This is a genomic window from Acinetobacter sp. ABJ_C4_1 (genome assembly GCF_044538495.1).
GTDB classification, from domain to species: domain Bacteria; phylum Pseudomonadota; class Gammaproteobacteria; order Pseudomonadales; family Moraxellaceae; genus Acinetobacter; species Acinetobacter nosocomialis_A.
Window position 1 is genome coordinate 465740 of record NZ_JBIUCQ010000001.1, and the last position, 12874, is coordinate 478613.

At 36.5% G+C, this 12874-nt stretch carries 17 protein-coding genes; 10 read left to right on the plus strand and 7 right to left on the minus strand.

Features of this window, described 5'->3' with window-relative positions; genetic code table 11:
• The first annotated feature begins 64 nt into the window (after positions 1–64).
• Together ACIF8R_RS02115 and ACIF8R_RS02120 are read left to right on the plus strand one after the other, a co-directional pair.
• Positions 65–496: a hypothetical protein gene (locus tag ACIF8R_RS02115; RefSeq protein WP_396478772.1), complete on the plus strand. Its 432-nt coding sequence runs from the start codon at positions 65–67 to the stop codon at positions 494–496.
• 268 nt (positions 497–764) lie between these two features.
• Entirely contained in the window at positions 765–1685 is a 921-nt protein-coding gene (locus tag ACIF8R_RS02120) for a LysR family transcriptional regulator (protein ID WP_311069706.1), read from the plus strand.
• 68 nt (positions 1686–1753) lie between these two features.
• Here the strand turns inward: ACIF8R_RS02120 and ACIF8R_RS02125 are convergent, their stop codons facing one another.
• Positions 1754–2206, minus strand: coding sequence for a DUF441 domain-containing protein (locus ACIF8R_RS02125; RefSeq protein WP_002049035.1), 453 nt, complete (start codon positions 2204–2206; stop codon positions 1754–1756).
• A 254-nt stretch (positions 2207–2460) separates the two neighbouring features.
• On the opposite strand from ACIF8R_RS02125, the gene ACIF8R_RS02130 reads away from it, so the two are divergent.
• Positions 2461–2679 carry a hypothetical protein gene (locus ACIF8R_RS02130; RefSeq protein WP_311069707.1) on the plus strand — a complete coding sequence of 73 codons (219 nt, stop codon included), beginning with the start codon at positions 2461–2463 and terminating at the stop codon, positions 2677–2679.
• Between the two features lie 101 nt (positions 2680–2780).
• Entirely contained in the window at positions 2781–3485 is a 705-nt protein-coding gene (locus ACIF8R_RS02135; RefSeq protein ID WP_396478774.1) for a pseudouridine synthase, read from the plus strand.
• On the opposite strand, the gene ACIF8R_RS02140 is transcribed toward ACIF8R_RS02135, so the two are convergent.
• The 3 genes from ACIF8R_RS02140 to ACIF8R_RS02150 form a co-directional block, all read right to left on the minus strand.
• Positions 3478–3921, minus strand: coding sequence for a GNAT family N-acetyltransferase (locus tag ACIF8R_RS02140; protein ID WP_002049009.1), 444 nt, complete (start codon positions 3919–3921; stop codon positions 3478–3480). The genes ACIF8R_RS02135 and ACIF8R_RS02140 overlap by 8 nt on opposite strands.
• A gap of 97 nt (positions 3922–4018) precedes the next feature.
• Positions 4019–4327 carry a type II toxin-antitoxin system RelB/DinJ family antitoxin gene (locus ACIF8R_RS02145; RefSeq protein WP_311069709.1) on the minus strand — a complete coding sequence of 103 codons (309 nt, stop codon included), beginning with the start codon at positions 4325–4327 and terminating at the stop codon, positions 4019–4021.
• Positions 4328–4438: 111 nt separating this feature from the next.
• Positions 4439–5347, minus strand: a complete 909-nt coding sequence (locus ACIF8R_RS02150; RefSeq protein WP_396478776.1) for a pseudouridine synthase — start codon at positions 5345–5347, stop codon at positions 4439–4441.
• 119 nt (positions 5348–5466) lie between these two features.
• Between ACIF8R_RS02150 and tsaE the strand changes: the two genes are divergently transcribed.
• The 5 genes from tsaE (at position 5467) to ACIF8R_RS02175 (ending at position 10430) form a co-directional block, all read left to right on the plus strand.
• A complete protein-coding gene (gene tsaE / locus ACIF8R_RS02155; protein WP_396478778.1) occupies positions 5467–5940 on the plus strand; it encodes a tRNA (adenosine(37)-N6)-threonylcarbamoyltransferase complex ATPase subunit type 1 TsaE in 474 nt (157 codons plus the stop codon).
• Positions 5933–7891 (plus strand): DNA mismatch repair endonuclease MutL, encoded by a 1959-nt coding sequence (gene mutL / locus ACIF8R_RS02160; RefSeq protein WP_396478780.1) that lies wholly within the window; start codon positions 5933–5935, stop codon positions 7889–7891. Before tsaE ends, mutL begins: the two co-directional genes overlap by 8 nt.
• 6 nt (positions 7892–7897) lie before the next feature.
• Positions 7898–8842 carry a tRNA (adenosine(37)-N6)-dimethylallyltransferase MiaA gene (miaA, locus tag ACIF8R_RS02165; RefSeq protein ID WP_263614008.1) on the plus strand — a complete coding sequence of 315 codons (945 nt, stop codon included), beginning with the start codon at positions 7898–7900 and terminating at the stop codon, positions 8840–8842.
• 94 nt (positions 8843–8936) lie between these two features.
• Positions 8937–9443, plus strand: coding sequence for an RNA chaperone Hfq (gene hfq, locus ACIF8R_RS02170; RefSeq protein ID WP_000033651.1), 507 nt, complete (start codon positions 8937–8939; stop codon positions 9441–9443).
• Between the two features lie 129 nt (positions 9444–9572).
• Positions 9573–10430: an EamA family transporter gene (locus ACIF8R_RS02175; RefSeq protein WP_396478782.1), complete on the plus strand. Its 858-nt coding sequence runs from the start codon at positions 9573–9575 to the stop codon at positions 10428–10430.
• A 38-nt stretch (positions 10431–10468) separates the two neighbouring features.
• Here ACIF8R_RS02175 and nfsB read toward each other — a convergent pair whose 3' ends face one another.
• On the minus strand, positions 10469–11122 hold the full coding sequence (nfsB, locus tag ACIF8R_RS02180) for an oxygen-insensitive NAD(P)H nitroreductase (protein ID WP_311087393.1): 654 nt from the start codon (positions 11120–11122) through the stop codon (positions 10469–10471).
• Between the two features lie 139 nt (positions 11123–11261).
• Here nfsB and ACIF8R_RS02185 point away from each other — a divergent pair, with 139 nt between their 5' ends.
• On the plus strand, positions 11262–11492 hold the full coding sequence (locus ACIF8R_RS02185) for a hypothetical protein (protein ID WP_396478784.1): 231 nt from the start codon (positions 11262–11264) through the stop codon (positions 11490–11492).
• Positions 11493–11499: 7 nt separating this feature from the next.
• Here ACIF8R_RS02185 and ACIF8R_RS02190 read toward each other — a convergent pair whose 3' ends face one another.
• Positions 11500–12219 (minus strand): UDP-2,3-diacylglucosamine diphosphatase, encoded by a 720-nt coding sequence (locus ACIF8R_RS02190; protein WP_396478786.1) that lies wholly within the window; start codon positions 12217–12219, stop codon positions 11500–11502.
• Between the two features lie 15 nt (positions 12220–12234).
• Complete coding sequence (locus ACIF8R_RS02195) at positions 12235–12744, minus strand: peptidylprolyl isomerase (RefSeq protein ID WP_004700945.1); 510 nt, start codon at positions 12742–12744, stop codon at positions 12235–12237.
• Positions 12745–12874 lie beyond the last annotated feature (130 nt).

Consider the following 12874-nt stretch of genomic DNA (forward strand, 5'->3'; position numbering starts at 1 on the left):
TTGAATAATACTTTAAGTATTACAACAAGTTGTATAAATATTTAAAAAATAGAGAATCTAAATCATGAGAAAATTAAGTATTGCCTGCCTTATGGGGTTGGTCATTTTATCTATGTCTGGTTGCTCAGTCTTTATGGCGGGTAATCAACCAAGTAAAAAAAATTTAAATGTTTTAAATCCGGGTAGTTCTCGCAATTATGTTATTGCTGAGTTTGGAGCACCTGTACTTTCTGAATATCGTGATGGTACAAGAGTCGAAATTTATACTTTCCAGCAAGGTTATCCAAAATGGGCGAAAGTCAGCCGTGCATTTGGCCATGGCATAGCCGATGTTGCCTCATTTGGGCTATGGGAAGTATTTGGAACACCAACTGAAACATATTTTAGTGGGAAAGAAACTTCTTACGAAGTAACGTATGGGCAAGATGACTTGGTGAAAAGCTTTAAGCTTATCGATTTTGAGCAAGCATTTCCCAAAGAAAAAGCACAATCATGAAATGAAAAGGGCCATGAGGCCTTTTTCTTTGTCTATGTTAAAGGTTTACTAGTTTCTATTTAGAGAAAATACTTAATTTTAAAATTATGAAAATTCACTTCTTATAAAAATAATTAAGTAAAGTTCATGTTGAGGTAAATTAATTAATATTGTGATAACATGAATGCTGTTCATTAATAGTGATTTATCTAAATTGACTCTATTTGCTACCAAACAACAGATGAGTTTAAAAATTAATAGATAAATCAATTTGTTCAGGCTTTTGCCCATGTTAGAAATTCGTCATCTTAAAACTTTGGTTGCTTTACGTGAACATGGTTCACTTGTTGCGGCTGCTAATGATCTGTGTTTAACACCGTCTGCTATTTCTCACCAATTAAAAGAATTAGATCATTGGTATGGTGTGGAAGTAGTGAATCGTCGAAGTAGACCTGTTAGCTTTTCGAATGTTGGACAGCGTTTACTCAAATTAGCTGATGATGTATTACCGCAAATTCAGATCACACAGAGTGACATTACGCGAATTGTTCATGGACAAACAGGCAGAATTATTTTTTCCTCAGAATGTCATAGTTGTTTTGACTGGTTAATGCCTTTATTAAATCAATATCGACAACAGTACCCAGATGTAGATTTAGATTTTGCTTCGGGCTTTGAAGCGAATCCACATGAGCTTTTACAAAATGGTGAGTTTGATTTACTTATTACAGCCGATCCTATTGCATTAAAAGGAATCGAGTATTTTCCAATTTTTGAATATGAGTCACGTTTGGTTTTATCAAATACTCATCGATTGGTTCGTGCTGAAAATATTACAGTTCAAGATCTTGCAGAAGAGGTTCTCATTACTTATCCAGTTGATAAGCACCGTTTAGATATTATGTCGAAGCTTTTTATACCTGCAAATATTCAACCAAAACAGATTCGAACAACAGATTTAACTCAAATGCTGATTCAACTTGTAGCAAGTGGCCGCGGTATTGCTGCTTTACCAGATTGGGTCGTGAATGAATATGAACAAAAAGGTTGGGTGACTAGCCGCCGTTTAGACTGTGTTTCTTCAGCTGGTTTAAGACGTACATTATATGCAGGCTACCGAACTGAAGAAAAAGAAAAGAGCTATTTTGAAGGATTTTTAAAGCAGCTAGAAAAGTTCTCGTTAAAACGAAACGCCTATTATTCTGGATAAAACAAATAATTTAGCCTAAGTGTAAATGTAAAAAGGTGCGATTAAGCACCTTTTTAATATCCATAATTTTATTTACCAATGAATAAAGACAGCAGGCCAGCAGCAATCAGAGGACCAACAGGTACACCACGGAGTAAGGCAACACCTGCAACTGTCCCAATAAGCAAGCCTGCAACTACATCAGGTTGGCTTGACATGAGTTTCACACCACGGCCACCTAGCCAAGCGACAAGTAGACCAATAGCAATAGCCAGCAAAGATTTAAAGCTTATAAAGGACTTTAAAATACTTTCTCCACTAAGCTTACCACTGGCAATGGGAGTCAGTACGCCAATGGTTAAAATGAGAATTCCTAGGTTGAGACCATGAGCTTGAATATAAGGAAAAAATTGATTTAACGGTGTGATTTTAATGACGATTAGGATGCCTGCGGCGATAGTTACAGCTGCATTTTGACTTAGTAAACCGCAGATAAGTAGAACTAATAAAACAACTAAATTAACATCGAATTGGGCAAGCATGAGAGGCGGCAAGAAAAGCAAATAATTTGAATTGTATAATAATTGAGAGGCAAAATGTGAGAGCTTTTCAAAAGCGATAAAGTATAAAGATGGCCTTTTTAATAAGAATTTTAATGTATATGCCTCAATGATAAGAAGTTTTATTTTTAGTTACGCTTGGACACAATGTTATATAAATTAACAACTTAAAAACCCTTCTTTTGAGAGAGTATGATATAAAAATAATCACTACTCATGATTGCGGAGTTAGTCGTATGGATATTATAGATATCAAAATTAAAGATCAGTTCGACAAAATTCATGATGCAAAAGCTCAATTAAAGAAAAATTTAGTTGAACATGAAAATGAGCCTTTAAAGCTAAGTCAGCGTATTGAACATATTATTGTGGATAATGAAGTGATCTTACCTACAACTGAATTATTATTTGAAAGTGAACAAAACGAAAATATTTATCGCGTCATTGAAGAATAATTCAAAATTAATAGACGTTAAGTACAAAGATGAACAAGCAAAAAGTAATAATACTCTGAAACTGCGTTAAAATAATGCTTTCGTTTTAAAGAGAAAGCTTTATGCTGCTGGAAAAAATTTTGCAATCACAAGGGTTTGGTTCACGTAAATATTGCCAGCAGTTAATAAAAAATGGATCAGTAAGTATTGATGGGGAGGTAGTGAGCGATCTTAAAAAACAGTTTTCCCCTGAAAATTTAGAGTTTTCTCTGTTTGGGAAAACCTATCAATATCGAGAAAAAGTTTATATTGCTCTAAATAAGCCGCAAGGTTTTGAATGTTCACACAATCCTCAGCATCATCAAAGTGTTTTTAGTCTACTCCCTGAAATCATGCTTCAACGTGGCGTGCAAGCCATTGGCCGTTTAGATCAAGATACAACAGGCTTACTCTTACTCACAGATGACGGTAAATATCTTCAAGCTTTAACTCATCCTCGTAAACATGTTCCAAAGGTTTATCATGTTACGACTATAGATCCAGTGACACCTGAGCAAATTAAAATGCTTACTCAAGGTGTTAATTTACACCAAGAAAAGGGTACATTTGCTGCGACAGATGTGGCGTTATTAGGAACTCATCAGTTAACAATGACCATTCATCAAGGTGTATATCATCAAGTCAAAAGAATGATTGCAGCTGTGGGCAATAGAGTCGAAAAATTACATCGACATCAAATCGGTCAATTGGTTTTACCTGAAATTGAGGACGGGGGTTGGGTGTATTTGTCGGAGCAAGAAAAACAACTCGCTCAAAATATTATTTAAGAAAACAGTGGAAAGTCTGAAATTCACTGTCTCGAATAAATCCCATTTTTTCATAGAGACGGTGAGATTCATGATTATTCGTTTGAGTCTCTAGGCTAATACGTAAAGCATTTTCTTGTTTTGCAAATAAAATCGCTGTATCGATGAGTTGTTTTGCTGAACCCTGACGACGGAACATAGGGGTAACATAGACATCATCTAAGATATAGTAAGTTGAGCAAGCAACTGAAGAAAAACCTAAATAAAGTAAAACGAAACCTGTGATTTTTTCATCCTTGATGTGGATAAAAAACACACTTTCTTTATTTTCAAACCGTTGTTTTAAAAAATGATGTGATTCATCAAGATTAGAAGATGCACCATAAAATTGACGGTATTCATCAAATAGAACAGCAAGTTGACTTAGATCTTCATAGGTCGCTCGTCTTACAATCATTAGGCGCTCCTTGTATTTATGTTTATATTTTTACAAAGAGAGCATAACTAAAAAATCAACCAACTGACGTTAAAAGTTGTTTAAAAATGCAACACCGTTAAGTTTTGTCACTTTCACCTAATAGAGCATTTAGCTCTTCAAATAAATCTTCATGGTCATCATCTTCATTTAAAGTTGAAGAGTTCTGATTTAAGGAAGATGCTTTCGCTTTTCTCAGTTTTAATAATTGTTCCATATTAATGTTCTGATTTTCGATAGCAAAAGGAATAGATTTAGTTAAGACGACTTGTTTAAAGAACAGTCGCACTGCTTGGGCAGGGGTAATCCCCAATTGTTTAAAAACAGCAAAAGCCTGTTTTTTCTCTTGGGAGTCAAGTCGAACCTGATAAACTTCTGTTTTTCGCATGAATAACAAAACCAAATGATTTTTAATTTTTAGGGATTTATTTTAAACCATCGCAATGTAATTTCAATGTCTTTCAGCATAAAAAATAATCTTTTTGTCATTACGGTGTGATTACAGTGTCAATTCAAGCTGAGAATTGAAAACCATTTCCTGTTTTGTCAGTGGATCTATGAAAGAAATTTGTTTAGCTAAAAGCTGTAGCGGCTGGGAAAAATCATCATCAGCTTTATGTTGAACTACTGGATAAAAAGGATCATTTTTAATCGGAATTCCCAAATAGCTTAAATGCACACGGAGTTGATGTTGTTTTCCTGTAGTGGGTGTTAAACAGTATTTAGCCCAAGATTGGTTATGCTCAAGCAACTCAATTTTTGTTTCTGTATTGGTTTTAGTATGGGAGATAACGCACATTGTATAAAAGGGGGTACCTTTATCTAAATATAGTTTTAAAGTCTGAGGAAATTTTAATTCAGCTTTATATTGAGCGATTGCGTGATAAATCTTATGAACTTGACGATCTGCAAATAACTGTTGGTAAACCCCGCGTGACTGTGGTCGTTTGCAAAATAAAACGACTCCCGCAGTTTCACGGTCTAATCGATGGATTGGGGTTAAAAACTCGTTACCCGTTTGTTTTTTTAATCTGACTAATAGCGTTTCTTGTACATATTGCCCAGTTGGACTAATGGTTAAAAAATGAGGTTTATCTACAACAAGCAAGTCATCATTTTCAAATAAAATTTGATGTTCAAACGGAACGTGGGCTTCATAAGCAAGAAAGCGATAATAAAAAATATGAGTGTTTGCTATATAAGGGCTGTCTAATGTTAATTTTTCGCCATTTGCTGCGTAAATAAGCCCATCTTGAAAACGTTGCTGCCACTCTACTGTTTTTATATGAGGAAAGTTTTCGCAAAGAAATTGATAGATGGTGTAAGCATTTGTTTGCGGTGGTAGATAGACTTGGCTTGCGCTTACGCCATCAATCATAGGTGGGAAAAATTCAATCAGACTAGACATAAAACTGTGTCAATATTTAATAAATGTGGTGTAAAAAAAGCCAACTTTAAGGACTTAAGTAGGCTTTAAAGCAGGGCAATGGTATCATATCGATTATTTTGAATCATGTTATGTGTGTTATGTCGTATTCAATGAAAATGGTCTTAAATCATGAAGAAGATACCCAGCGTTTAGCTCAGGCATTGGCGCAGCATGTTCAAGCTGGTGTGATTTATCTGATTGGCGATTTGGGTGCCGGTAAAACGACATTGACCCGTTATTTTTTGCAGGCTCTAGGGCATAAAGGTTCGGTTAAAAGTCCAACTTATACATTGGTTGAACCCTATAAAATCAATAATAAAGAAATTTTTCATTTTGACTTATACCGTCTTAATGATCCTTATGAACTTGAATTAATGGGAATCCGTGATTATCTAGATATTCAGGATGCTCTATTTTTATTTGAGTGGCCATCGAAAGGTGGAGATGAAATTCCTGAGGCAGATATCGTTATTGATATTCAAAAATCAGATGATGAACTCGATCGTTTCGTCACCTTAACTTTACCAACAGAGCATTTGTACCAGACTTTGCAGGAACAGCTTCATGACTGATGAAAAGCTAACACAACGTCGTATTCATACATTAGACGCCGCGTTAGCCAACCAGATTGCTGCCGGTGAGGTGATTGAACGCCCTTCATCGGTTGTAAAAGAATTATTAGAAAACTCAATTGATGCAGGTGCAACGGAACTCATTGTGCGGATTGCACAAGGTGGTTCAACACTAATCGAGATTATTGACAATGGACATGGGATTCATCCTGATGATTTGTCACTAGCGGTCATGCGTCATGCAACCAGTAAAATTAAAACAGCTGAAGATTTACACGCAATTGTGAGTTTGGGTTTCCGTGGTGAAGCATTGGCTTCTATTGCTGCAGTTTCACGTTTGACTTTAACCAGTAGCCAAGATGAAAGCGGAATTGGTCATCAGGTTGAAGTGAATGGTACGGCCTTTGACCATCAGCAAGTCCAGGCTGTTGCTGCTCAAAAGGGTACTCATATTCGAGTTCAGGATTTATTTTTCAATGTTCCTGCTCGCCGTAAATTTTTAAAAAAGCCAACCACTGAATTTGGTCATATTGAAGAAATCGTACGCCGTTTGGCTTTAACGCATTTTGATATACGTTTTGTACTTGAGCATAACGATAATATTCGAATTAATTTACCAATAGCAGATAGCGGTGAATTAAGATTTCAGCGTGTCCAGCAATTATTAGGTCAACAATTTGTTCAAAATGCTTACTGGATTGACGCCGAAAGCATTAGCATGCGGTTGTCAGGTTGGCTAGGGCATCCTTCAGATGCACGTGCTCAAGCAGACTTGCAATATGTGTATGTAAATGGCCGAATTGTTAAAGATAAAACGATTTCGCATGCTTTAAGAATGGCTTATGACGGAATTTTACATGGTCATCAGCATTCATCTTATTTACTTTTCCTAGAAGTTGATCCTGAAAATATTGATGTTAACGTTCACCCAACGAAACATGAGATTCGTTTCCTAAATCAACGCGAAGTACATGAGTTTGTAAGACATTACGCTAAAGAAACACTAGCACAATTTCAGACAGCGAGTGCTGATTTAGCCCAAGCTATGAAAGTGGACGATAATACTCAGGCTTCATTTGTACAACCTCAGCCTAAATATCAAGAACAATTCACATTGCATCGCACAGAGCAAGCTGTTGATACAACACTAGACAAACCTAGTAGTTATCAGCCCTCTACTGAACTTTTAACTGATTTTAATAACAGTCGTCCACAAGCTGTTCACTATGCAGAACAAACCCCAAAATATAATGGTTCTGCGCAGTTAAATAATGCATTAAAGACTTACTTGGCCCCATTACGTGATCAACCTGCTGCCAATTTTTCAGTTGATGAAAATATTGAGCCTGTCGCCAAAGTCGATGAATTTCCATTAGGTATCGCCATTGCTCAGCTTCATGGAATTTATATTCTGGCGCAAAATACTGAAGGTCTGATTATTGTTGATATGCATGCAGCGCATGAACGTATCTTGCTGCAACAAATGAAAAATGCTTGGGATAAACCTGAGTTTTGGACATCTCAACAGTTGCTTATACCTAAAGTGATCTCAATTAGCCGTATGCAAGCTGTACGGGTTGAAGACTTAAAACCTCAACTTGAGCGTTTAGGGTTGGAAATTGATTTGTATGGCGATGAGCAAGTCATTGTGCGTGGTGTACCAGCTATTTTGCAAAAAGCAGATTTTGAAAATCTTATTCCCGAGCTTCTAAATGATTTAGACCCAAATGATGAAGCTCAAGGTTTACTACAAAAGCGTGATGAGCTATTGGCTGGTATGGCATGTCATGGAGCAGTGCGAGCGCATAGACAACTCAGCCTTTCAGAGATGAATGCTTTATTGCGTCAAATGGAACAAACCGAATTTGCGAGCCAATGTAACCATGGTCGTCCAACTTGGCGTGCATTTCCATTATCTCAATTAGATAAATTATTTGCTCGAGGAGAGTAGTTTTACATGTCAAATCAATTGCCCGTCATCAATTTAATGGGACCAACTGCAAGCGGAAAAACCGCTTTGGCATGTGAACTTTACGAGCGTGGAAATTTTGAGTTAATTTCGGTTGATTCTGCACTTGTTTATAAAGATATGGATATAGGTACTGCTAAGCCAACTCGCGAAGAGCAGGAATTATATCCACATCATTTAATAGATATTATTACTCCACTTGAGGTCTATTCGGCTGCCCAGTTTGTTGAAGATGCTTGTGTTCTAATTGACGAGATGCATTCACGTGGCAAAACTCCTATTTTGGTAGGAGGAACCATGTTGTATTTCAAGGCGCTGTTAGAAGGCTTATCAAGCAACTTGCCAAGTGCGGATGCAAATGTCCGTGCAGCAATTGAAGAAAAAGCAGCAAATGAAGGATGGCAGGCTGTTTACGATGAACTGGTTGCTGTAGATCCAGCCGCTGGAGTGAAGTTTAAGGTTTCTGATAAACAACGAATTATTCGGGCGCTGGAAGTTTACCGTATTACCGGTGAACCTATTACCAAATTGCAGGCAGAACAACCAAAAAACGTACCATATCGATACATATTTCATAACTACGCTTTACTTCCAGATCGGTTAGAATTACATCAACGCATTGAGCAAAGATTAAGCAAAATGTGGGATATCGGTTTTTTGAGTGAAGTTGAATCTCTAATTGAAAAATACGATTTAGATGAAAATTTACCCTCTATGCGTTCTGTTGGTTATCGACAAGCTCTCGAATTTCTATTAAAAAGTGATATGAGTCTCAAAAAAAAGCAGGAAATGGAGGATAAAGCCTTATTTGCAACACGACAACTTGCCAAACGTCAATATACGTGGTTACGTTCTTTGCAAGAAATACACGATTTTAAAACTTACTTGACGATAAAGCAGGCGAAAGAAGACTTGCGAAACTCTTATGGATAAAGCAAAATTTGCACACTGTCTTTTTATAATTTTTAGTTGAAAAATAAAGATAGTTTTTTTGCGCTGATTTAAAAATTTTTTTTTGGAGTTAAAAATGTCTAAAGGTCAAACTTTACAAGATCCGTTCTTAAATTCTCTCCGTAAAGAACGTATCCCAGTTTCTATTTTCCTTGTTAACGGTATTAAATTACAAGGTCATATTGAATCTTTTGACCAATATGTTGTTTTATTAAAAAATACTGTAAGTCAAATGGTTTACAAACACGCTATTTCTACGGTTGTTCCAGCTCGTAACCCACGTCCAGCAGGTGCACAAGGTGCAGGTTTCCCAGCTCAGGGTGGTAGTCAAGGTGGCTTCGGTGGTCAAGGCGCTGGCTTTGGTGGTGCTCAAGGCGCTGGCTTCGGCGGTCAAGGCGGCTTCGGCGGTCAAGGTGGCTTCGGCGGTCAAGGCGGCTTCGGCGGTCAAGGTGGCTTCGGCGGTCAAGGTGGCTTCGGCGGTCAAGGTGGCTTCGGTGGTCAAGGCGGCTTTGGTGGTCATCAAGGCGGTTTCGACAACGATTCTAAATTTGAAGATGGTCAAGACGACGAAAATAATCGTTAATTGATTAGCTTAGAAAAACCAGTCAGTGATGACTGGTTTTTTTATGGCTTTAAAAATATAAAAAGTATATTAAAGCTATCTGTGGTTGATCTCTCTTTCTTATAATTTAGGTTAATAGGTTCTTTGCAAATGATATTAATATTTGCTGCAGCACTGTGCAGTGTTCTGGTTTCTGTACTACTAAAAAATTTAAAGAAAAAAGGATATCAACCCATGCAGATGATTGCATGGAATTATGCAAGTGCTAGCTTGTTATGTTATTGGTGGTTTAAGCCAGATATTCAGCATATTTCTATACAACACACGCCTTGGTGGCTCATTGTCGCTTTAGGAATCATTTTACCGAGTATTTTTTTGTGCCTTGCTAAATCATTAGAATATGCCGGTATTGTAAAAACAGAAATTGCGCAGCGACTATCCGTGGTGCTTTCTTTGTTAGCAGCTTATTTCTTTTTCCAAGAGCAGTTTAATTCTCTTAAATTATTAGGCATAGGTTTAGGAATTTTTGCTGTTCTTTTAATTGTATTTGGGCAATTCAAGGCATCTTCTGGGCATCAATCAAAAAAAGCAATTTTCGCATTGATGAGTGTCTGGTTTGGTTATGCAGCAGTAGATATCTTATTAAAATATACGAGTAGTTTAGGTTTGCAGTTTACATTGGCTTTGAATCTAATTTTTATAACGGCCTTTGTTTTATCAATTATTTATTTTTTAATTCAAAAAAAGCCAACATGGCATTTTAAAAATATATTGGCTGGATTAATGCTTGGCGTTTTGAATTTTTCAAATATAGCTCTGTATGTTAAAGCGCATATTTTACTTAAAGACTCTCCAGCAATTGTCTTTGCCAGCATGAATATTTTGGTCGTATTGCTTGGGATGGCTTGTGGTGTAGTTTTATATAAAGAAAAATTAAAACTGCCAACAATGTTAGGAACAATTTTAGGAATAAGTGGTCTAGTGTGTTTAGCATTTACCATGAAATAGGAGTTCAAGAGAAAGTTCTTTTGAACTCCACTAAGTTCTTATAAATGTGTAAAAATAACTTCATCCGGCAGGCGAGATTTTGGCAACTTGGCATTGAAATCATTTTCACTTCTGTAGCCAAGTGAAACAATGACTGAACTGCGTAAGCCTTTTTCTTTTAAGCCAAATTCTTCGTTTAAAATATCTTCGTCAAAGCCACCCATAGGTGTTGCATCTATTCCTTCTAGACCAGCTGCAAAAAGTAGTTGTCCTAAAGCAATAAAAGTTTGATTTTCCATCCAACCAAATAAGTTTTTTTGCTCATTACGATAGAACTCGACGTAGCCATGGCGAGTATCTTTTTGGCCGAGTTTTGCTTTTTCATCTTTGAATCGGCCACTTAAATCATCTTGTTCAAGTAACTGGTTTAAAAATTCAGGTGAAATATCTGTTCTTGTGCAAAATACGAGTGTGTGTGATGACTCAAGAACTTTTGGTGCATTATAGGCATATCGCCCTGTTAAAGCCTTAGCAATACGTTCTTTAGCCGCAGGATTATCAGCAACCAAGAAATGCCAAGGTTGAATATTCACTGAAGAAGGGGTAAAGCGTAAAATTTCTAATAACTTATTGAATTTTTCTTGAGGAATTTTTTTCTCAGGATCATACGCTTTTGTGGTGTAGCGACTTTTAACCGTACTTAATAAATCCATACTTTACTCCATATCAATCTTATTACCATGGAAGGGTTCTAATCTTTGGCATCATACGCGATTTTAGAGAAAAACATCTGCATTTTAATGTGATAAAGAAATATAATACTTATATAAATTTTTTAATAATTTATTGAAAATGTTTGATTTAATGCCAAAAGATGCAAAGAGTAAGCTGGGAGAAATTAGAATTGTTAAAGCCTTTCTAATTTTTGCATTTGTATTGTGTCTTTTAATTTTATACATCGAATATCAAAAGTATGCACATATAAACTGGAAATTTGTACTCCTTACCTGTCTATGTGTGATCTGGGATTTTGATTTAAATAAAAAAATTAAAGAATTGAAAGTTCAAATAAAAAGTGACTAATTTCTAGCTAATAATTCCAGACAATCAATTCGAGCTGTTGCGTATTTGAAGAGGGATTAATTTCTAAAATTTGTGCATGATCTTCTTTCCAGTCACCTAGTACAATCCGTTGTTTGTTCTGTACTTCATGAATAGCTGGACGGTGAGTATGGCCATGAATAAGTACGTCGACATCTTTTATGGCAGAGAGAACAGCCTGCTTATTGACATCCATAATCTCATAACTTTTGTGTTGTTTGTCTGAATGACTTCTTTTGCGGAAACCATTGACAAGTTTCGTACGGAAACTTAGAGGTGTTCGTCGTAAAAAAGCGACTAAAAGCGGGTTTCGAATAATTTTTCTAAATCTTTGGTAGGAAATATCATCTGTGCATAACGCATCGCCATGTTCTAGGCGATATTGGTGACCTGCGATATTAAGATCATAGATATCAGGAAGTAATACACCATTAAACTTATTGAGGAAAACCTGATTTAAAGCAAAGTCGCGGTTACCCACTTGGAAGTAAACTCGATTCCCTTTTTGATTAAACGCCTTTAAGGCTTCAACAATTTCGTCGAGCCAAGGGGCTGAATAATCGTCACCAACCCAAGCATTAAACCAGTCACCTAAAATATAAAGCTGTGTTTGTTTATGTTGATAATGTACCAACAAATCTAAAAACCCTCGAACGAGTCGAGGGTGTTCAGGTGACAAATGTAAATCTGAAATAAACAGATAGGTCACAGCTTTATCCTGAAATTATTCAGAAATAATTTTAGCAGATTCGATAACAACGTTTTCTAAAGGAACGTCAGCGTGATAACCACGGTTACCTGTACGTACGCCTTTGATTGCTTCTACAACGTCCATACCTTCAACAACTTTACCAAATACAGCATAACCCCAACCTTGAGCAGTTTTTGAAGTATGGTTCAAGAAAGAGTTGTTTTTTACATTGATGAAGAATTGTGCAGAAGCAGAGTGAGGCGCTTGAGTACGTGCCATAGCAATCGTACCAACATCGTTGCTTAAACCGTTGTCAGCTTCGTTTTCAATCGCATCGCGAGTTGCTTTTTCTTTGAAGTTTTCATCCATCCCGCCGCCTTGGATCATGAAACCATCAATGACACGGTGGAAAATAACGCCGTCATAAAAACCGTCACGTACGTATTCTAAAAAGTTTGCTACTGTTTTTGGTGCTTTTTCAGTATTTAGTTCAAGAACAATACGACCTTTATTGGTGTTTAATTCGACTTGAGGAAAACTCATTACATTAATCTCCTAAACATGGGCTTATGACCATGGGTTTTTTGGTTGAGAGAAGCATAAGCAAACTGTAAACTACAAGGCAAGTAAAAAACGTTAAAATCTTTGTGAAAAATGAAGATAGCGTTTATTT